Annotated in this window: 16 protein-coding genes and 1 pseudogene; 13 read left to right on the top strand and 4 right to left on the bottom strand. The window is 64.3% G+C overall.

The window, feature by feature from the left end; all coding sequences use genetic code 11:
• Positions 1 to 68 precede the first annotated feature (68 nt).
• From ACS8YF_RS08215 to ACS8YF_RS08195, 5 genes are all read left to right on the top strand, one after another.
• Positions 69 to 440, top strand: coding sequence for an ArsR/SmtB family transcription factor (locus ACS8YF_RS08215; RefSeq protein WP_440849732.1), 372 nt, complete (start codon positions 69 to 71; stop codon positions 438 to 440).
• Complete coding sequence (arsC, locus tag ACS8YF_RS08210; protein WP_440849731.1) at positions 428 to 838, top strand: arsenate reductase (glutaredoxin); 411 nt, start codon at positions 428 to 430, stop codon at positions 836 to 838. Before ACS8YF_RS08215 ends, arsC begins: the two co-directional genes overlap by 13 nt.
• Positions 838 to 1566: an arsenical resistance protein ArsH gene (gene arsH / locus ACS8YF_RS08205; RefSeq protein WP_440849730.1), complete on the top strand. Its 729-nt coding sequence runs from the start codon at positions 838 to 840 to the stop codon at positions 1564 to 1566. Before arsC ends, arsH begins: the two co-directional genes overlap by 1 nt.
• A gap of 28 nt (positions 1567 to 1594) precedes the next feature.
• Entirely contained in the window at positions 1595 to 2905 is a 1311-nt protein-coding gene (locus ACS8YF_RS08200) for an arsenic transporter (protein ID WP_440849729.1), read from the top strand.
• A gap of 241 nt (positions 2906 to 3146) precedes the next feature.
• The gene (locus ACS8YF_RS08195) at positions 3147 to 4100 is read left to right on the top strand and encodes an anion permease (RefSeq protein WP_440849728.1); all 954 of its coding nucleotides are present in this window, start codon (positions 3147 to 3149) and stop codon (positions 4098 to 4100) included.
• An 83-nt stretch (positions 4101 to 4183) separates the two neighbouring features.
• Here the strand turns inward: ACS8YF_RS08195 and ACS8YF_RS08190 are convergent, their stop codons facing one another.
• From ACS8YF_RS08190 to ACS8YF_RS08180, 3 genes are all read right to left on the bottom strand, one after another.
• Positions 4184 to 5986: an NAD(P)-binding domain-containing protein gene (locus ACS8YF_RS08190; protein ID WP_440849727.1), complete on the bottom strand. Its 1803-nt coding sequence runs from the start codon at positions 5984 to 5986 to the stop codon at positions 4184 to 4186.
• Positions 5987 to 6027: 41 nt separating this feature from the next.
• The gene (locus ACS8YF_RS08185; RefSeq protein ID WP_440849726.1) at positions 6028 to 7107 is read right to left on the bottom strand and encodes a 2,3-butanediol dehydrogenase; all 1080 of its coding nucleotides are present in this window, start codon (positions 7105 to 7107) and stop codon (positions 6028 to 6030) included.
• A 196-nt stretch (positions 7108 to 7303) separates the two neighbouring features.
• A complete protein-coding gene (locus tag ACS8YF_RS08180; protein WP_440849725.1) occupies positions 7304 to 9178 on the bottom strand; it encodes a sigma-54-dependent Fis family transcriptional regulator in 1875 nt (624 codons plus the stop codon).
• A gap of 152 nt (positions 9179 to 9330) precedes the next feature.
• Here ACS8YF_RS08180 and ACS8YF_RS08175 point away from each other — a divergent pair, with 152 nt between their 5' ends.
• Complete coding sequence (locus tag ACS8YF_RS08175) at positions 9331 to 10569, top strand: YeeE/YedE family protein (RefSeq protein ID WP_440849724.1); 1239 nt, start codon at positions 9331 to 9333, stop codon at positions 10567 to 10569.
• A gap of 165 nt (positions 10570 to 10734) precedes the next feature.
• On the top strand, positions 10735 to 11490 hold the full coding sequence (locus ACS8YF_RS08170; RefSeq protein ID WP_440849723.1) for a FadR/GntR family transcriptional regulator: 756 nt from the start codon (positions 10735 to 10737) through the stop codon (positions 11488 to 11490).
• Here the strand turns inward: ACS8YF_RS08170 and ACS8YF_RS08165 are convergent.
• Positions 11480 to 11767, bottom strand: a complete 288-nt coding sequence (locus tag ACS8YF_RS08165; RefSeq protein WP_440849722.1) for a helix-turn-helix domain-containing protein — start codon at positions 11765 to 11767, stop codon at positions 11480 to 11482. The genes ACS8YF_RS08170 and ACS8YF_RS08165 overlap by 11 nt on opposite strands.
• Positions 11768 to 12308: 541 nt before the next feature.
• Between ACS8YF_RS08165 and ACS8YF_RS08160 the strand changes: the two genes are divergently transcribed.
• The 6 genes and pseudogenes from ACS8YF_RS08160 to ACS8YF_RS08135 all read left to right on the top strand — a co-directional run.
• On the top strand, positions 12309 to 13706 hold the full coding sequence (locus ACS8YF_RS08160; RefSeq protein ID WP_440849721.1) for an MFS transporter: 1398 nt from the start codon (positions 12309 to 12311) through the stop codon (positions 13704 to 13706).
• A 54-nt stretch (positions 13707 to 13760) separates the two neighbouring features.
• On the top strand, positions 13761 to 15284 hold the full coding sequence (arfA, locus tag ACS8YF_RS08155; RefSeq protein WP_440849720.1) for an arabinosylfuranosidase ArfA: 1524 nt from the start codon (positions 13761 to 13763) through the stop codon (positions 15282 to 15284).
• Between the two features lie 165 nt (positions 15285 to 15449).
• Positions 15450 to 17183 (top strand): L-arabinonate dehydratase, encoded by a 1734-nt coding sequence (gene araD, locus ACS8YF_RS08150; protein ID WP_440849719.1) that lies wholly within the window; start codon positions 15450 to 15452, stop codon positions 17181 to 17183.
• 10 nt (positions 17184 to 17193) lie between these two features.
• A complete protein-coding gene (locus ACS8YF_RS08145) occupies positions 17194 to 17964 on the top strand; it encodes an SDR family NAD(P)-dependent oxidoreductase (RefSeq protein WP_440849718.1) in 771 nt (256 codons plus the stop codon).
• Position 17965: 1 nt separating this feature from the next.
• Positions 17966 to 19120: pseudogene (locus ACS8YF_RS08140) on the top strand (fumarylacetoacetate hydrolase family protein); the annotation flags it as partial.
• A 57-nt stretch (positions 19121 to 19177) separates the two neighbouring features.
• The coding region (locus tag ACS8YF_RS08135) for an aldehyde dehydrogenase family protein (RefSeq protein ID WP_440849804.1) at positions 19178 to 19530 on the top strand (353 nt) is incomplete at its 3' end.

Raw genomic sequence — 19530 nt, 5'->3', positions numbered from 1 at the left:
TTTTTTGTGCCCGGCGCCGGGGTCAGCCGCCATTGCGCCCGGGTTTATATGTCCATATTATTGGACATATGGACGAATTTGACGCCATCGAGTGTTTCTCGGCGCTCGCCCAGCAAACGCGGCTTGCGGCCTTTCGCCTGCTGGTCCGGCACGAGCCGAATGGCCTGCCGGCGGGTGAAATCGCGCGCCTGCTGGACGTGCCCCACAACACGATGTCGGCGCATCTGGCGGTGCTGACGCGGGCCGGTCTGGCGATGTCGCAACGCCGCAGCCGATCGATCGTCTACCGCGCGGACCTGACGCACATGCAGGACACCGTGCGCTTTCTCGTGCGCGACTGCTGCGCCGGCCGCCCCGAAATCTGCGAACCATTGCTGGATTCGCTGGCCGAATCCGCCCCGGCGCCCGACAACCGAAAGGACCCGCCATGCAACCGATGATTTACCACAACCCCAACTGCGGCACCTCGCGCAATACGCTGGCGATGATCGAGGCCTCCGGCGAGACGCCCGAGATCGTCGAATATGTCGATAATCCCCCGTCGCGGGCGCGCCTGCTCTGGCTGCTCGAGCAAATGAACATGCCCCCGCGCGACCTGCTGCGCCGCAAGGGCACGCCGTACGACGACCTCGGCCTGGACGATCCTGCCCTCACCGACGCGCAACTGATCGACGCCATGCTGGCCCATCCGATCCTGATCAACCGGCCGATCGTGGTGACCGACAAGGGGGTGTGCCTGTGCCGCCCGTCGGAGCGCGTGCTGGACCTGCTGGATGCGCCGGTCGGCCGTTTCACGAAGGAAGACGGCGAAGTCGTCACGCACTCGCAGAGCGCGTGATGGTCGATCATTTCAGTCTTCACGATCTGCCGAATATCGATCCGGACGCGCTGCACCCCATTGATATCGACGCACTGGTCGGCCCGGATGCCGCCCGGCACGCGCCGCGCATTCTGATCCTCTACGGCTCGCTCAGAGCGCGCTCCTACTCGCGCTTTCTGGCCGAGGAAGCGGCCCGCCTGCTGCGCTGGTTCGGCTGTGAGGTGCGGCTATTCGACCCAGCCGGCCTGCCCCTGCCGGACGATGCCGAGGCCGATCATCCGAAGGTACAGGCGCTGCGCGACCTGGCGACCTGGTCGGAAGGCATGGTGTGGATCAGCCCGGAACGTCACGGCGCGATGACCGGCATCATGAAAACCCAGATCGACTGGATACCGCTGTCGCTGGGCGGGGTCCGGCCCACCCAGGGCAAGACGCTGGCGGTCATGGAAGTTTCGGGCGGCAGCCAGAGCTTCAACGCGGTCAACCAACTGCGGGTACTGGGCCGCTGGATGCGCATGGTCACAATCCCGAACCAGTCCTCGGTGCCCAAGGCATTCGGCGAGTTCGACGACGACGGCCGCATGAAGGATTCGCCCCTGTATCGACGCGTGGTCGACGTCTGCGAGGAACTTGTGAAATTCACCTGGCTGATGCGCGACCGCGGCGATTATCTGACCCGCCGCTACTCCGAACGCGTGGAAAGCGCCGAACAGACGTCCAAACGCGTCAATCAAGTCGCGCACTGAATCGCTTTTCTCCTCCGGAGTTTCCGCCATGCTGGCGCTCGCCATCTTCATCGTCACCCTCGTGCTCGTCATCTGGCAGCCGAAGAATCTCGGCATCGGCTGGAGCGCGCTGGGCGGTGCCGCCGTGGCCCTGGCCACCGGCGTGGTGCACGGGTCCGACGTTGCCGTGGTCTGGCATATCGTCTGGGATGCCACCTTCACGTTCGTCGCGCTGATCATCATTTCGCTGATTCTCGACGAAGCCGGCTTTTTCTCCTGGGCGGCGCTGCATATCGCGCGCTGGGGCAACGGGCGCGGGCATTTACTGTTCCCGCTCGTCGTACTGCTGGGTGCCGTGATCGCCGCGTTCTTTGCCAACGACGGCGCCGCCCTGCTGCTCACGCCGATCGTGATCGCGATTCTGGTCCGGCTGGAATTCTCCGCCGCGGCGGCCCTTGCCTTCATCATCGCCACCGGCTTCATCGCCGATACCGCCAGCCTGCCGCTGGTGATCTCCAATCTGGTGAATATCGTCAGCGCCAATTTCTTCGGCGTCTCGTTCGATCGCTATGCCATCGTCATGGTGCCGGTCGACCTGGTGTCGATCGCCGCCACGCTGGCCGTGCTCTGGCTGGCCTTCGGCCGCCGGATGCCACGGCGCTATCCGGTCGACGCGCTGGCGACGCCGGCCAGCGCGATCGTCGACCCGCAGGTATTCCGCGCCGCCATGCCGGTGCTGGAAGCGCTGCTCGTGGCTTATTTCGTCCTTGCGCGTTGGCATGTGCCTTACTGCCTCGTGACCGGTAGCGGCGCCCTGGCCCTGCTCGCCATCGCCGGGCGCTGGTGGCGCGGCGGGCGCGGGGCCCGTGTTCCGCTCGGCCCGGTCATGCGGAACGCGCCCTGGCAGATCGTGCTGTTCTCGATCGGGATGTATCTGGTGGTCTACGGGCTGGGCCGGGCCGGACTGACCGATTACGGCGCGACCGTGCTCGACTGGCTGGGGGCGCAAGGCGCGATCGTGGCCACGCTCGGCACGGGGTTTCTATCGGCCTTCGTGGCCTCGGTGATGAACAATCTGCCGTCGACGCTCGTCGGCGCGCTGGCCATCAAGCAGGCCCAGGTGCCGGAGCTCACCCGCGAGCTGATGCTCTATGCCAATGTGATCGGTAACGACCTCGGCCCCAAATTCACCCCGATCGGCAGCCTGGCCACCCTGTTGTGGCTGCATGTGCTGGCTAACAAGGGCCACCGCATCGGCTGGGGTCAATACATGAAGGTGGGGCTGGTGCTCACGCCGCCCGTACTGCTGGCCACACTCATGGCTCTGGCGATCTGGCTGCCGCTGGTGGCGTCACCGTGAACGAAACCGGTCGACCGCTTCCGCGCCAGCCCGGTTCGCAGTCGACCTCAGGCGGGCGAAGCACCAGGCGGGGCAGCCCCGCACCCGCGACGGGGCCCGCCGCCATCATGGCGCTGCCCCTTGGTCATGAAAAAATCATCGCCGGTCCGCAGCCTGACGGCGCCTGCGGGCGCTCGCGGCGGGCACGGCTCCGCTTGACGCCTTCGGCCAGGATCATTGCCAACCATAGACCGGAGGCCACATGAGCCTGATCGCGATCGCGTTGATTGTCGTGGCGTTCGCCTTTGCCTGGAGCATGGGCGCGCACTACACCGGCGCCTGCATGGGCATGCCGTATGCGGCGAACACGATTCGCCTGCGGCCAGCGCTGCTGCTGATGGCACTCTTCACCCTGCTCGGCGCGACCTTCCTGAGTCACGCCGTACTCACCACGGTCGGTCACGGCATCGTCGGCGCGCCACGAATCAGCGTTGGCGCGGCGTTGTGCATCGTCGCCGTCGCCTTCGCGCTCACGACCTGCTTCAATCTGTTGCGCATCCCCACCTCCACCATTCAGATTCTCGTGTTCGCGGTGGCCGGTGTCGGCATGTCGCTCGGTCTGCCCATCCGTTGGGGCACGATTGCGCGCCTGGTGGTGCTGTGGGCAGCCGCGCCGCTGGAGGCCCTGGTGTTGGGGTTTGTCTTCACGCATATCCTGAGTCGATGGCCCGCGGCCGGGAGCCAAGGCCATCCGGCCATCGCCCGCGCCCTGCTGGCGGTCGGTGTCCTCGCCTCGCTGACCATGGGCGCCAACGACGTGTCCAACGCCACTGCCGTGTTTCTCAGTACGCATCTGTTCGGGGTATTCGCGGCGGCTTTCGTGGGCGGCCTGGGCCTGGCGCTGGGCGTGCTGACCTGGGGCAAGCCGCTGCTGGAAAAAGTGGCGTTCGATGTCGTGAAGATGGACCTGCCGATGGCCACCGCCGCACAGGGTGTGCAGGCGATGGTGGTCCTCGCGGCGGTGGCTTTTGGCTACCTGACGTCGATGAATCAGGCACTCGTGGGGGCCATGGCCGGCGCCGGGCTGGCCCGCGGACGCGACACCGTACAGTGGCCGGCGGTGAAGGGGATTTTGAAAGGCTGGCTGATCGGGCCGAGCGCCGGGTTCCTGTGCGGCTATGGCGCCGCATTCATTGTGCGCTGGACCGGAGGCTGAACGGGCCTTGCCCGCCGGTTCCGCTCCCGGGCCGGTCGAAAAAATGCGGGGCCGGAGCCCCGCAAAGTCCGGAGGAGCCGGAATCAGCTCAGGTGATGGGTTTCCTGCAGGCCATAGACCGGGGTCGGAATGCCTTCCATCCGGGCCTTGAGCTGCAGTGCCAGGTAATGGGAATAGTGGCGCGACTGGGCCAGATTGCCACCGTGGAACCACAGGCCTTCCTGCCGGGTCGGTTTCCACATGTTGCGCTGTTCGCCTTCCCACGGCCCGGGGTCCTTGGGCGTATCGGAGCCCAGCCCCCAGACCTTGCCGACCTTGTCGGCCACGTCCTGTGAGATCAGATCGGCCGCCCAGCCATTCATCGAACCATAACCGGTGGCATAGATGACGACATCGGCCGGCAGTTCACGGCCATCCTCGAGCACGACACTGTGCTCGGTCAGTTCCTTCACATCGGCGCCGCTGGCCAGCTTGATCCGGCCATCGATGATGAGCTGGGACGCGCCGACGTCGATGTAGTAGCCGGACGCTCGCCGCAGATACTTCATGAACAGGCCGGAACCGTCCGGCCCGAAATCGAGCATGAAGCCGGCGTCTTCCAACTGTCGATAGAACTCGGCGTCTTCCGCGCGGATGGCATCGAAGATCGGCTTCTGGAAGTCGGCCATGATCGCGTAGGGAATGGAGGCAAACAGCAGATCGGCCTTTTCCGTGGTGATGCCGTTGGCCACGGCCTCCTCGGAATACAGCGGGCCCAGCGCATGCTTCATCAGCGATTCAGAGCGCGAGATGTGCGTGGACGATCGTTGCACCATGGTCACATCGACCCCGTGTTCGGCAAGCGCCGCACAGATGTCGTGCGCCGAGTTGTTGGCACCGATCACCACGACCTGCTTGCCCTCCATGCCGTCCGGCCCGGGGTGCTCGGACGAGTGTTGCAGGATGCCCTGGAAGCGATCCTGGCCCGCAATGGTCGGCCTATTCGGCTTGGCCGACATGCCAGTGGCAAGGACCAGCTGTTTGGGATGGAGCGTGATTTCTTCTCCGTCCCGGTCGACGACCACGGTCCAGGTCTGGGTGTTCTCGTCGTAGCTGGCCCGCCTGGCCTCGGTCGAACCCCAGAAGTTCAATTCCATGACCCGGGCGTACATTTCCAGCCAGTCGCCGACCTTGTCCTTGGGCGAGAACACCGGCCAGTTATCGGGGAATTTGATGTACGGCAGATGGTCGTACCACACCGGGTCGTGCAGACACAGCGACTTGTAACGCTTGCGCCAGGAATCCCCCGGACGTTCGTTCTTCTCGACGATGAGCGCCGGCACGCCGTGCTGGCGCAGGCGTGCGGCGAGCGCAATGCCCCCCTGCCCACCGCCAATGATCAGCACATAGGGCTGGGTAGTCACGCCGAGCTCGGCCAGCTCGGCCTCCCGCTCCTCGGCCCAGGTGGGCTCGCCCTGGTGTTCGCCGTGTTTGGCACCCAAGGGACGCGAATGGCCTTTCGGCTCCTCGTACCCCTTGAGTTCGTGCATCGTCGTGAGCAAGGTCCAAATCAGGCCGTTCTTGAGCCGGATATAGCCGTAACCACGCGCCACGCCCGTATCGAATTCGATGAAGCCTTCGGTGATGCCGTCGGCATGCGCGGGCTCCTCGTTGTCGTCCACGGTCCAGTCGGCGGGCTGTACGTCGTCGAGCCGGTTTTCCAGCATGTCGCGAATTTGTGCCTTGCCTTCGACCGTCTTGATGTTCCAGGTGAAGGCAACGAGATCGCGCCAATAGCAGTCGTCGGCGAAAAGCTCCAGCGCCTCGTCGATATTTCGATTGATAAGCGCCTTGTTGAGCGCCGACAGCACGTTCTGGATCTTGGTGCCTGCGGCAGTGTCCAGCATGGTTTTCTCCTCTGTGTTTCGCTGTTGTCGGAATAATCGGGTCAGGCCGCGTTCTCGAGATCAATCAGGATCTTGAGTTCGGTGCCGGCCGGGTCGAGCAGCGCGTCGAAGCCGTGTGCGACCGCCTCGTCGAGTGGGATACGGCGCGTCACCGCCCGTTCCGACGGGATCTGTCCGCTGGCGATCAGCCGGCAGACACGCGGCCAGTACCAGGTCGGGTAGCACCACGAGCCGCGCACATCGATGTCCTTGAACGTCACATCGAACCAGTTGAGCGGGTTTTCGCCCGCATGCAGCCCGGTCTGCACGATCACGCCCTGCTTGCGCACGGCGTCCAACGCCGATTTCAACGCCTGCTCGTTGCCGGCGCATTCGATGGCGACGTCGCAGCCGACATGGCCTTCGCTATGGTCGCGCACGACATCGCCCACCGATTCGCTCTTCGCGTTGATGGCGACCACCCCGGGCACCGCGGTCTCTGCCAGCTTGAGCCGGGTCGGATTCACATCCGAGATGAACAACTGCGTGGCGCCCGCCGCGCGTGCGGCAAGCAGCACCAGAATGCCAATCGGGCCGGCCCCGGCGACCAGCACGCTGGAACCGGCGGCCACGCCGCCCCGGTCGCAGGCATAAACAGCCACGGCAGTCGGCTCGACCAGCGCAGCCTGTTCGTCGGTCATGGCCTCGGGAATCACCTGCACGTTGTAGTCGTTGACCAGCGCGCCACCCGACATCCCGCCGTAATCCCAGGACAGGCCCACCAGCGCCAAGCGCTCGGACAAATGAAACAACCCGCGATCGGCGAAATAATCGCCGGCACGCGGCATGATCAGCGGTTGGATCGAAATCCGATCACCGACCGCGGCGTTGGTCACGCCGTCGCCCACGGCGGTCACCACCCCACCGAATTCGTGGCCCAGCGTCTGCGGTAGCTGCGCTTTCGAATAGGGATGGGGCGCGGTCGGAATGAAAATGGGCCCGTAGGCGTATTCATGCAGATCGGTACCGCAGATGCCGCAGAAGCGGTTGGCGACGACGACCTGACCTGGTGCCGGATCATGCGGGGGCTCGACTTCCTCGAGCCGTAAATCCCGGGCGGCGTGGAATCGCAGTGCTTTCATCGATCTCCTCATTCGCAGGGTGGACCGTGTCGCTGACATGGCGCGCAAACGCGCTCTGGAGAAGATATGGCAAGCGTCGTGCCGTTAATTCATCACCTTGTTTTAAAACAATTATTCATCAGGGTATGCGGCCACGGTCGCGGCGCGTGCCACAGGGTGTTGCCACAGGTGTGGCAGTCGATTGCGGACCGAAAAATCAGTGCGTACGCAGGCGTTTGAGGCGGCGATGAACCGTCGTACGGTCCACGCCGAGCCGGCGTGCGAGTTCCGAAACATTACCGCCGCACTCGGCCAGCCGGGCTTCCAGGCCGGCACATGCCGACGACACGCCGATCTCGTCGGGCAGGTCGTGCATTTCGATGGTCGGCGGCTCGCACAGGGCCGCGGCCACCGCCAGTGCGTTACGCAGTTCGCGCACGTTGCCGGGCCAATGATGCGCCGCCAGCCGGCGCCGCGCCGGCCCGGAAAGACGATATCGCTCGCCGTGCTCGGCGCCGAGTTCGGCCAGGATCGTATCGGCCAACGTATTGAAATCGCCGCGCTCGCGCAGTGGCGGCAGTTTCAGCACGGCGGCGTTGAGCCGGTAATACAGATCCTCACGGAAATCGCCGGTCGCCACCCGGTCGGCCAGTGGCGCATGGGTCGCGGAGATCAGATGAATATCGACAGGACGCGATTCCAGCGCGCCGACCGGGGTCACGCAGCGTTCGGCCAGCACGCGCAGCAGCCGGCTCTGCAGCGCCAGCGGCATATCGCCGATTTCGTCGAGAAACAGCGTGCCGCCGTTGGCGGCGTCGATCAGCCCGCGCTTGCCTCCCTTGGCCGCGCCGGTGAAGGCATTCGGCGCATAGCCGAACAGCTCGGATTCGATCAGATGCTCGGGGATCGCCGCGCAGTTCACCGCGACGAACGGGCCCGGGTCGGGGCGCGCGGCATGCACGGCGCGGGCGAACACCTCCTTGCCGGTGCCGGTTTCGCCCTGGATCAGCACCGGTAGATCACGCCGGGCGAACCGGGCAGCGCGGCGTGCCAGGCGCGTCATCGTCTCATCCGCGCCGGCCAGGCGAGCCAGCGAGTCCGGCATGTCATCGCGCGGCGCCGGCACGGTGGCACGAAGGGTTTTCGGCGCACGCGTTGCCGGCGGCTCGGCACTGGCGAACAGGCGCGGCTGGCCGCCGGCGAACAGGAGCCGATCACGGGCCGATTGGCCACGCATGTACTGATCGAGCATCTCGGCATCCAGGTCGAACAGGGTATCGATCGGCTGGCCGATCAGTTCCGCGCCACTGTGCTCGGTCAGGCCGATGCGCTGCGACAAGGCGCTGAACGCCGCATGCGTCATGCCGCGGATCTGCCCGCCGCCATCCACGGCGATGGCGGCTTCCGGATCGCTGTCGATGAAATCGGGCGAACGCGACAGGCGCAGCAGCCAGTGCCCTTCGGCCTGGCTCATCAGGTTGGCCAGTTCCACCCGCCGCGCGGTGGCGATCACCAGATGCCGCGCCAGCTGCTGGCTCGACCGTGGTACGGCCGAGCGCAGCTGCGAGATATCCACCACCGCCACCAGTTCGCCCAGGGTGTCGAATACGGGCGCGGCCGAACAGGTGAGCCCGATATGCGCCGGATCGAAATGATCGTCCCGGTGCACGGTGATCGGCTGACGCGAGACCAGGCAGGCGCCTACCGCACATGTCCCGCTTCGATCCTCGGCCCAGTCCGCGCCCAGGTACAGGCCGGCATCGCGCAGCGCCGGATCGAGCTTGGGGTTGCGGTAGTGCGCCACGGACACGCCGCGCGCATCGGACAACAACAGCACGTAGTTGTGCCCCGCCACCTGCTCGTAAAGATGATCCAGCGCAGCGCGGCTTATGCGGATCAGTTCCTCCGCCTGCTGCTGGTGCTCGCGCAATTCGGAGCCCGGCACGATGTAGGCATTGCCGCGCTGGCTCGGATCGAGTCGATATTCGTGCAGGCAACGCAGCCAGGAATTGACCACCAGGCCATCCCGGCTGGATGGCTGTCCGGCGGCAACGCGCTCGATTTCCTTCAGATGGGCACTGATCGCCGACATGGCCTCACCTCCGGCCCGACGATGTCACCGCGCGCGGCGCGCGTGCTACCCGACGTTAGTCGGCCGCCGCCCGGGTACTTTTCACATCGACGGCAAGGCCCGGTATTGGCAGCGGCGATACAATGATTCCATCACGTGCAATCGATTGGATCATGTCGGATATTCGCAATCCCGAGCGCCCGGCGCGCGCGCTCGAAATACCGCCGGCGCCCCGGACGGGCGCGACCGCCATCGCGGGCGGCATCAGTCTCGCGCTGCTCGCCGTGCTGTTTGCCGGCTATGGCTTCGCGCAGGGCGTTCTTTATGTCGTGGCGCTCGGCCTGGGCGTCGCGCTCTACCATGCGCGCTTCGGCTTCACCTCGGCATTCCGCCAGCTCATGGCCGTCGGCCAGGGGCAGACGCTGCGCGCGCATATGCTCATGCTGGCGGTGGCGAGCCTTTTATTCGCGCCGCTGATGGCGCTCGGCACCACCGCCTTCGGCGGCCCGTTGTCGGGTTATGTCTTTCCGGTGGGGCTGTCGGTCGCCTTCGGCGGGTTCATCTTCTGCATCGGCATGCAGCTCGGTGGCGCCTGCGCATCGGGCTCGCTGTATACGGTCGGCTCCGGCCAGACCTCGATCCTGATCACGCTGTTCGGCTTCATCGTCGGCTCGGTCTGGGGTGCCCACGATTTCGGCTTCTGGCTGCAGCCGGACTTCGTCTGGAAGAAGATTTCGCTGGCCGATACGTCCTGGGGCTATACCGGCGCGGTGATTCTGCAGTTCATCATCATCGGCGCGATCGTGGCCGCGACCTGGCTGGTCGAGCGCCGGCTGAATCCGCCGCCACGCAAGGGTCCGCCAAGCGAACGGGGGCTTAAGCGCGTACTGCGCGGCGCCTGGCCGCTCTGGGCCGGCGCCCTCGCGCTCGCCGTGCTCAACGCGGCCACGCTCTGGCTGTCCGGCAAACCGTGGGGCATAACCAGTGCGTTCGCGCTCTGGGGGTCGCAGGCACTGTCGGCGCTGGGCGTGGATGTCGGCAGCTGGTATTACTGGTCCGGCCCGCATGCCGGCGGCCTGCACACCCCCATTCTGTCCGACCGCACCAGTGTGATGGACATCGGCATCATCTTCGGTGCGATGGCCGCCTCGGCCTGGGGCGGCACGTTCAGGATCGCCACCGACCTGCCCTGGCGCATCATCGCGGCCCGCCTGATCGGCGGCGTGCTCATGGGCTACGGCGCCCGGATCGCCTTCGGGTGCAATATTGGCGCCTACTTCGGCGGTATCGCCTCGTTTTCGCTGCACGGCTGGCTTTGGGGCGCGGTCGGTCTGCTGGGCACCGTGGTCGGCATCAAGTTGCGGCCCGTGTTCGGCATGAGCGTTCCAAAACTGAGCGACAGCAGTTGCTGACAACGGGCGCCGCGGCCGCCCGGTCGAGCTTCCGGGCGCGTCGGAATCGTTCACGCGGGCCGGTTCTGCAAGGGCTGGCACGCCGGGGACGGGGCCATGGCGTGCTAACATCCAATGCCAAGCTCTGCGACCCCATCGCCCGCTCAACCGCTCGCCCGACACTTCATGAGTACGACCCGTTTGCCTCGCAGCGATTTCAACCTGACCGATCGGCTCGTATCCGATATTTTCTCGGGGCGCTACAAGCCGGGCGATTTCATTCCCAAGGAAATGCAGATCTGCGAGCAGTTCAACCTGAGCCGGACGGTGGTGCGGCGTCATCTTTCCCAGCTTGTGGACGGCGGTATCATCGAGCGGATATCCGGCTATGGATCGCGCGTTCGCGAGTACTCGGAGTGGCACATCCTCGATCCGCTCGTCACCGATTGGATGACGCGCTTTGCCGCCCCCAACGAGGAAATTCAACGCGAGGTGCTGTCATTTCGCCTGAGCGTTGAACCCCATGTGGCCATGGCCGCCACCCGCCAGGCCAACGCCCACGACCTGGTCGCGATCGAGGAAGCCTTCAACGGTATGGCCCGCACGCTCAAGGAAGCCAAGAGCGGCGAACGACGACGCCTGGATAGCGAGTCGGACGTGGCCTTTCATGTGGCCATCTTCCGTGCGACGCACAACATCGTCTGGTCTCAGCTGTCGCATATCCTCCGCCCCTCGATTCACCTCCTCGTGGTCGAGTCGAACGTCAGCGCAAGCGATCCCGAAGACAGTCTCGAGCGTCATCGGCGACTGATGGAAGCGATCCGCATGCGCAAGGTCGAGGATGCCTTCTACGCCGCCCATGCGATTCTGGAAGGCACGAGTCTCGCCCTGGGACTTGCGCACACGCGCCCGGAAGTCATTCCCGTCAGTCTCAGCGACTGAACGACGTCAGGTTCGTTATCCAGCCTCTTGATCGAGCTGCCAGCCATCGCGTTATCGGGCACGTGATTCGCGGATAACGAACCGCCCTTCCACAGTGGGCCCCGTACAACGTCTTATTAGGGCTGAGCTTGGACGACCGGCCCGGCGGCCGAGTGTTCACCAAGCAGTCGGAGCCATCGGCATTGAATACGAGAAGCCAGCTGCGCAGGGCCCGGACATCCATAGCGTTCAGACGCGCGGCCTCGCTACCGCTCAAGCCCTCGCACACGCCGGCCACCGCCAGTAAACGCCGCGCTCGGTTCGCATCACGAGTCTGGCACGCGAGTTCGCGTAGCTCATCGGCACTCTAGGCCCTGATCATCTCGCAAAAGCCAGGCCTTGGGTATGGCGTTTCCGGTCGTGATCGCTGATCCGCTACTGCGTCATTATCGTAACGTCTTGTTTTCATGAATGGGCGTAAGACAAAAGTCCATGTTGAACATTACTGATTAATGTTTGAACATTTTTAGCAGTCGTGCACTGTATCTTGAATCGAATACAGCGGCGCGCCGCTCGCAGGAGACCACAATGCCTATTTTTACAATACACCTCAGCGTCAATTATTTTGCGTCAAAAATGACAACGTTGTCATTTAACGCCGGCCGAACTCGCCAGCTGGCATGGCAACCGGCAAACCGCTGGTCAAGCGGCGACGATTCCCGTTTCACCGACCGATAGATCGCGGCGACGCGTGGTCGTGAATCGCGACGCCTAGCTCTCAATGCAAGCCGGCATTTCAAGACCGGCCACACTTCAAGATTCCGAGATGGAGGAGAACCATGACCCGCGAGCCGATTACGCGCCGGGAGAAACTCGGCTTCGGCATGGGCGATGCTGCAAACAACATGTCGTTCGCTGCCGTCGTCATGTATCTGTCCTATTTCTACACCAACATCTACGGCATATCGCCAGCGGCGGTCGGCACGATCTTCATATCCATGCGGGCGATCGACGCGATCACTGACCCCTTCATGGGCATGATCGCCGACCGTACGCGCAGCCGCTGGGGCCGATTCCGGCCTTATCTTCTATGGTTTCCGCTGCCGCTTACGGCCAGCTGCATCCTGATGTTTACCACGCCCGACTGGGGCAATACCGCCAAGGTGATCTACGCCGCGGGCACGTACTCGGTGATGTCGCTGCTGTACACGGCTGTGAACATCCCCTACTGCTCGCTCGGGAGCGTGATTACCGACGACAACCAGGAGCGTGTCTCCTGCCAGTCGTATCGGTTCGTGATGGTCGGCCTCGTCTATATCTTCCTGACCACCTGTGTACTGCCCCTGACTCAATTCTTCGGCGGTGGCAACGACGCCACCGGGTTTCAGATCACGATGACAATCATCAGCGTGGCGGCGCTGGGCATGTTCATGTTCTGTTTCAGCAACGTGCGGGAACGGATCGTGCCGACTCACGAAAAACGACGTTCGTTTCGAGCCTCGCTGGCCAGCGTCGTGCGCAACCGGCAGTGGCTGATCATCCTGGCGATCACTTTCTTCGAAGCGCTGCAGTTCTTCGTGCGCCAAGGAGCCGCCATCTACTACGCGCAGTATGTGATGGGGTTCGACACGACGCTGATCTCGGTCTTCATGACCGGCGGCGTGGTCGCCAGCATTCTCGGCACCGCGACCTCCGGCTTCTATACACGTCGACTGCAGAAGAAATGGGTGTTCTGCTTCAGCTCGTTGCTGTTGGCGGGATTCTCCGTCGTGCTCTACCTCGCGACCGGCACCAGTCCCGTGCTGATGGGTGGTCTGTTCTTCATCATCAATTATCTCCACGGCATCGGCGCGCCGATCTCCTGGGCGATGATGTCCGACGCCGACGACTACGGCGAATGGCAGAGCGGCGAAAAGAACACCGGGACCACCATCGCCGGCAATCTCTTCTTTCTCAAGCTCGCCCTTGCAATCAGTGGCGGCATCACGGGCTACTTGCTGTCGCTGGGCGGCTATCACGCAGACGCTGCCCAGCAGGGCGACTCGGCGATCTTCGCGATTGTGCTGCTGCTCACCCTCATCCCCGCTGCGGTCAACGTCCTTCTGGCCGCTGCGATCTGGGCCTTCAAGGTCGACGACCGGCTGGTGGCGCGAATCCGCACCGATCTGAATACCGCCTCGTCCGACACGGACCCGAGCGACTACGGCGATCTGGCCTACGATTCGCCCGGACGCTGAAACCCACCACAGCGACACAAAACACTGTAAACAGCCTTTTCGAGGAGTTCGAGCATGCAAGCGAAGATTACGGCCCATCCGCGATTCATCCGGGCACGCATCGATGACCGGCTCTATGGTGCCTTCATCGAACATCTCGGCCGCGCGGTCTACGGCGGCATCTACGAGCCCGATCATCCAACGGCGGATGCCCGTGGCTTTCGCACCGACGTACTCGATCTCGTACGCGAGATCGGCGCGCCCGTGGTGCGTTACCCTGGCGGCAACTTCGTGTCCGCCTACAACTGGGAGGACGGCATCGGGCCGGTCGAGCAACGCCCCACTCGACTCGATCTGGCCTGGCACACGCGCGAGTCAAACGAAGTCGGCATCCACGAGTTCGCCGACTGGTGCGATGCCGCCGGCATTGACATGATGCTGGCCGTCAATCTCGGCTCGCGAGGTATCGACGCCGCCCGCAATTTCGTTGAGTACGTCAATCATCCCGGCGGCAGTCACTGGAGCGATCGGCGTATCGCCAACGGTCGGGCCGAGCCCTGGAACGTCAAACTGTGGTGCCTCGGCAACGAAATGGACGGGCCGTGGCAGATCGGACACAAGACGGCTGACGAATACGGCCATCTGGCCAACGAAACCGCCAAGGCGCTGCGCGCCTTCGACCCATCGCTGGAACTGGTGGCCTGCGGCTCGTCCAACGCCGAGATGCCAAGCTATCCCGAATGGGAAGCCAAGGTGCTCGATCGCTGCTACGAGTCGGTCGACTACATTTCCCTGCACATGTATTTCACCAACTACGCCGACGATGTGGTCGACTATCTCGCCCTGTCGGAAAAGATGGATCGGTATATCGGATCAATCGCCGGGGTGATCGACTACATCAAGGCCAAGAAGCGATCGCGGCATCAGGTCGCAATCTGTTTCGATGAATGGAACGTCTGGTACCACAGCACCGAACAGGACAAGAAGGTGCTGGAAGGCGATGACTGGCCATTCGCCCCACCGCTGCTTGAGGATGTCTACAACTTCGAGGATGCCCTGTTAATCGGCTGCGTTCTGAACACGCTCATCCGCCGTGCCGATCGGGTCAAAATCGCCTGCATCGCCCAGCTGGTCAACGTGATCGCCCCGATCATGACGGAGACTGGCGGCCGCGCCTGGCGCCAGACCATCTTCTACCCCTACTACTTCGCAGCACGCTATGGTCGCGGTGTGGTGCTCGACCTGGACGTCGAGGCCCCCCGATACGACACCACCGACGAACGCAACGTGGCCGCACTCGACATCACCGGAGTGCACAACCCGGACGAGAGCACGATCACTTTTTTCGCCGTCAACCGATCGCCTGACGACGCGCTCGCCATCGACCTCGATTTGAGAGCTTTCGGCTCGATCGGGCTGATCGAACACCAGGTACTGCGCCACACCGATACCAAGGCCTTCAATACGGCCGAACGACCGCACGAGGTGGCCCCGGCGCCCGGCGAGGGGATTTCCTGCGATAGATCGCGCCTCACCGGCCGTATCGAGCCGCTGACCTACCACCTGATTCGGGTCGAAGTTGGCGCTGATCAGCCGTGAACGAGCGCCAGCCGCAACGAATCCGCAGAGCGCCACCGGGGCAATCGTTCCCAGGCTCGCCACGATGCTCGCCACATCAAGCGAGCCCCTGCATTAAAACGAAAGTCTATGTTGAACATATCTCCAACATGTCTGACATTAGTTGCCTGCTACAGGAGTTAGATGATGAGCGACGGACAGAACGGTAATCCCAAACGCCGATCCCAGGCCTGGTTCGGCGGCCACGACCGCGACGGCTTCCTGCACCGGAGCTGGATGAAGAACAGCGGGCTGCCCGACGATGCATTCGATGGCCGGCCGGTGATCGGGATCTGCAACACCTTCTCCGAATTCACCCCCTGCAACGCGCATTTCCGGGGTCTGGTCGAGCACATCAAGCGCGGCATTCTGGATGCCGGCGGTACGCCGCTGGAATTCCCGGTGTTTTCCTGCGGCGAGACGCTGCTGCGCCCGACCGCCATGCTGTTTCGCAACCTCGCGGCCATGGACACCGAAGAAGCCATCCGCGCCAACCCGATGGACGGCGTGGTGCTGATGTGCGGCTGCGACAAGACCACGCCCTCGCTGATGATGGGCGCGGCCAGTTGCGATCTGCCCACCCTGGTGGTTTCCGGCGGGCCCATGCTCAACGGCCGCTTCAAGGGGCGTCAGCTCGGCTCCGGCACCGACGTCTGGAAGTTCTCCGAGGACGTCCGCGCCGGCAAGATGTCGCTGGATGATTTTCTCGCCGCGGAATCCGGCATGCATCGCGCGGCCGGGCACTGCATGACCATGGGCACGGCCTCCACAATGGCCTCGATGGCCGAGTCGCTGGGCATGGCCCTGCCCGGCAACGCCGCGTTTCCCGCGGTGGATGCGCACCGCAACCGGCTCGGCCGCATGTCGGGCCGGCGTATCGTGGAAATGGTCGAGGAAGACCTCAAGCCATCCAGGATTCTTACCCGCAAGGCGTTCGAGAACGCGATCCGCACCAACGGCGCGATCGGCGGCTCGACCAACGCCGTGATTCACCTGCTGGCGCTCGCGCGCCGGGTCGGCGTCGACATGCATCTGTCGGATTGGGACAAGCTCGGCCACGACGTGCCTTGCCTGGTCGACCTGATGCCCTCGGGCCGCTTCCTGATGGAGGATTTCTGTTACGCGGGCGGTCTGCCGGCGCTGATGAAGCAGATCGAGGATCTGCTGCACACCGACGCGCTGACCGTGAACGGCCATACCGTCGGCGAGAACCTGGCCGACGTGGAATGCTTCGATCATGAAGTGATCCGCAAGCGCGACAATCCGGTCAACGAGCGGGGCGGCATCGCCGTGCTCAAGGGCAATCTCGCCCCGGACGGCGCCGTGCTGAAACCCTCGGCGGCCACCGCCGAACTCATGACCCATCGCGGCCGGGCCGTGGTGTTCGAATCGATCGAGGACTACAAGGCCCGGGTCGACGATCCCGATCTGGATATCGATGAAACCTGTGTCATGGTGCTCAAGGGCGCGGGTCCGAAGGGTTACCCGGGCATGGCCGAAGTGGGCAATATGCCGCTGCCGACCAAGATTCTGGAAAAAGGCGTGCGCGACATGGTACGCGTGTCCGATGCCCGCATGTCGGGCACCGCGTTCGGTACGGTGGTGCTGCATGTCTCGCCCGAATCGGCCGCCGGCGGTCCGCTGGCCCTGGTCGAGAACGGCGACATGATCGAGCTGGACGTCGACAACCGCCGCCTGCATCTGGACGTGGACGACGCCGAACTCGAAGCGCGTCGCAAGCGTTGGACCGCCCCGCCGCCGGCGATGGACAGCGGTTACCAGAAACTGTACTTCGACCACGTGCAGCAAGCCGATCTCGGCGCCGATCTGGACTTTCTGGGCGGTTGCCGCGGCGCGGCGATCCCGCGGGAAAACCACTGATCGGCCCGCTATGAGTCAATCCGCAATCTATCCCAGCCTGGAAGGCCGAACGGCATTCGTGACCGGCGGCGGCAGCGGAATCGGAGCCGAAGTGGTTTCGGCGCTGGCACGGCAAAAGGCGAACGTCCACTTCGTGGATATCGACGAGGCCGCCAGCGAGGCGCTGGTCGACCGGTTGCAGCGGGAGTCGAGCATCTATCGCGTGGCGTTCACGCCCTGCGATATTCGCGACGTGGACCGCCTCCAGCAGACGATTCGCAACGTCGAGGTCGAACACGGCGCGATTCGCGTGCTGATCAACAATGCCGCCAACGACGATCGCCACGACTGGCAGTCCGTGACCCCCGACTACTGGGACGAGCGCATGGCGATCAATCTGCGCCCGCAGTTCTTCGCCATTCAGGCGGCAGCCCCCGGGATGGCTAAAGCCGGGGGCGGTTCGATCATCAACTTCGGATCGATCAGCTGGAAGGTCGCCCTCGGCGGCATGCCGGGCTATACCACGGCCAAGGCCGCCATCCACGGCCTGACCCGCGGCATGGCGCGCGATCTGGGCGAATCCAATATCCGCGTCAATACGATCATTCCGGGCGCCATCATCACCGAGCGTCAGCTCGACAAGTGGATCACACCCGAGGACGAGGCCCGGATCCAGGCCAACCAGTGCCTCAAGCAACGATTACTACCCGAGCACGTCGCGCCGACCGTGCTGTTTCTCGCCGCCGACGACAGCGCCGGCTGCACCGCCCACGAATATTTTATCGACGCCGGTTGGGGCTGAAATGGATCTGATCGAACTGTCCGATTGTCTGCCACAGGATCTGGACCGGGCCGTACTCGTCGGCCGCGTCTGGCGCACGGCCCCGATCGACGGTCCGGCCCTGATCGCCGTGCGCGGCGGCGAGGTCGTGGACATCAGCGCTCATTGCCCGACCATGACCGATCTGCTCGATCGCGACGATCTGCTCGAGGTCGCCGCGCGGGCGCCGGGCGAGGCGCTCGGCAACGTACGCGACTGGCTCACCCAGTCGCTGGAAACCGATTCCGGCGAGCGCCTGCTCGCCCCGGTCGACCTGGCCGCGGTCAAGGCTTGCGGTGTGACCTTCGCGGTCAGCCTGCTGGAGCGCGTGATCGAGGAACAGGCCGGCGGCGATCCGGCCAAGGCAGCCGAAGTTCGCAGCCAGCTGCACGAACTCATCGGCGAGGATCTGTCGCAGATCGTGCCGGGATCGGACGCCGCCATGGAACTCAAGAAGGCGCTGATCGAACGCGGCGCCTGGTCGCAGTATCTGGAAGTCGGCATCGGCCCGGACGCCGAAGTCTTCTCCAAATGCCAGCCCATGGCGGCGGTCGGTTTCGGCGCCGAGGTCGGGCTACACCCGTCGTCGGCCTGGAACAACCCCGAGCCGGAGATCGTGCTGGCGGTGGATTCCACCGGACGCACCCGGGGTGCCACGCTCGGCAACGACGTCAATCTGCGCGACCTGGAAGGCCGCAGCGCCCTGTTGCTGTCCAAGGCCAAGGACAACAACGGCTCGGCCTCGCTCGGCCCGTTCATTCGTCTGTTCGATGATCATTTCGATATCGATGACGTGCGCTCGGCACGCGTGCGGCTGGTCATCGAAGGCGCGGACGACGGTTTCCGGCTCGACGATGCGTCCGACATGCGCGAGATCAGCCGCGATCCGCTGGATCTCGTATCGCAAGCGCATGGTTCGCATCACCAGTATCCGGACGGCTTCGTGCTGTATCTCGGCACGATGTTCTCGCCCACGCTCGATCGCGACGGCGAAGGTCAGGGTTTCACGCACCACATCGGCGACCGCGTGACCATCGCCACGCCCACGCTCGGCGCACTCGTCAATCGCGTGAACCGCAGCGACGCCATTCCGCCGTGGACCTTCGGCGCACGCCGTCTTTTCGAACATCTCGCGCGGGGGCGGCAGGGCAGCGCCCCGCAATCGAACGACACCGCTTTCAATCAGGAGTCCCCCATGCCCGAACTCACCGGCCAGCAATTCATTGGCGGCGCCCGCGTGGCAGCCGGCCAGAACACGCTTGCCAGCCGTGCAGCCGAGGACAACGCCCCTTATAAACAGGATTTCTTCGAGGCCACCCCGGAGGAAGTCACCGCGGCGGCCCAGGCCGCCCATGACGCCTTCGATACCTTCTCCACCACCGATCCGGAAACCCGCGCGGCGTTTCTCGAAGCCTGTGCCGACGAGATCGAAGCGCTCGGCGATACGGTCATTCGCGAAGCCATGCGCGAGACCGCCCTGCCCGAGAAACGTCTGACCGGCGAAGTCGGCCGAACGACGGGTCAGCTGCGGCTGTTCGCCAAGGTCCT

It is taken from the genome of Salinisphaera sp. SWV1, from assembly GCF_052044155.1.
Taxonomy (GTDB): domain Bacteria; phylum Pseudomonadota; class Gammaproteobacteria; order Nevskiales; family Salinisphaeraceae; genus Salinisphaera.
The sequence above is the reverse complement of the archived record's forward strand: the minus strand, read 5'-3'. Positions and strand labels throughout refer to the sequence as shown.

Bases quoted from the DNA above. Each gene is read 5' to 3' on its own strand.
- ACS8YF_RS08215 (WP_440849732.1), top strand. From the start codon at position 69: ATGGACGAATTTGACGCCATCGAGTGTTTCTCGGCGCTCGCCCAGCAA.
- arsC (WP_440849731.1), top strand. From the start codon at position 428: ATGCAACCGATGATTTACCACAACCCCAACTGCGGCACCTCGCGCAAT.
- arsH (WP_440849730.1), top strand. From the start codon at position 838: ATGGTCGATCATTTCAGTCTTCACGATCTGCCGAATATCGATCCGGAC.
- ACS8YF_RS08200 (WP_440849729.1), top strand. From the start codon at position 1,595: ATGCTGGCGCTCGCCATCTTCATCGTCACCCTCGTGCTCGTCATCTGG.
- ACS8YF_RS08195 (WP_440849728.1), top strand. From the start codon at position 3,147: ATGAGCCTGATCGCGATCGCGTTGATTGTCGTGGCGTTCGCCTTTGCC.
- ACS8YF_RS08190 (WP_440849727.1), bottom strand. From the start codon at position 5,986: ATGCTGGACACTGCCGCAGGCACCAAGATCCAGAACGTGCTGTCGGCG.
- ACS8YF_RS08185 (WP_440849726.1), bottom strand. From the start codon at position 7,107: ATGAAAGCACTGCGATTCCACGCCGCCCGGGATTTACGGCTCGAGGAA.
- ACS8YF_RS08180 (WP_440849725.1), bottom strand. From the start codon at position 9,178: ATGTCGGCGATCAGTGCCCATCTGAAGGAAATCGAGCGCGTTGCCGCC.
- ACS8YF_RS08175 (WP_440849724.1), top strand. From the start codon at position 9,331: ATGTCGGATATTCGCAATCCCGAGCGCCCGGCGCGCGCGCTCGAAATA.
- ACS8YF_RS08170 (WP_440849723.1), top strand. From the start codon at position 10,735: ATGAGTACGACCCGTTTGCCTCGCAGCGATTTCAACCTGACCGATCGG.
- ACS8YF_RS08160 (WP_440849721.1), top strand. From the start codon at position 12,309: ATGACCCGCGAGCCGATTACGCGCCGGGAGAAACTCGGCTTCGGCATG.
- arfA (WP_440849720.1), top strand. From the start codon at position 13,761: ATGCAAGCGAAGATTACGGCCCATCCGCGATTCATCCGGGCACGCATC.
- araD (WP_440849719.1), top strand. From the start codon at position 15,450: ATGAGCGACGGACAGAACGGTAATCCCAAACGCCGATCCCAGGCCTGG.
- ACS8YF_RS08145 (WP_440849718.1), top strand. From the start codon at position 17,194: ATGAGTCAATCCGCAATCTATCCCAGCCTGGAAGGCCGAACGGCATTC.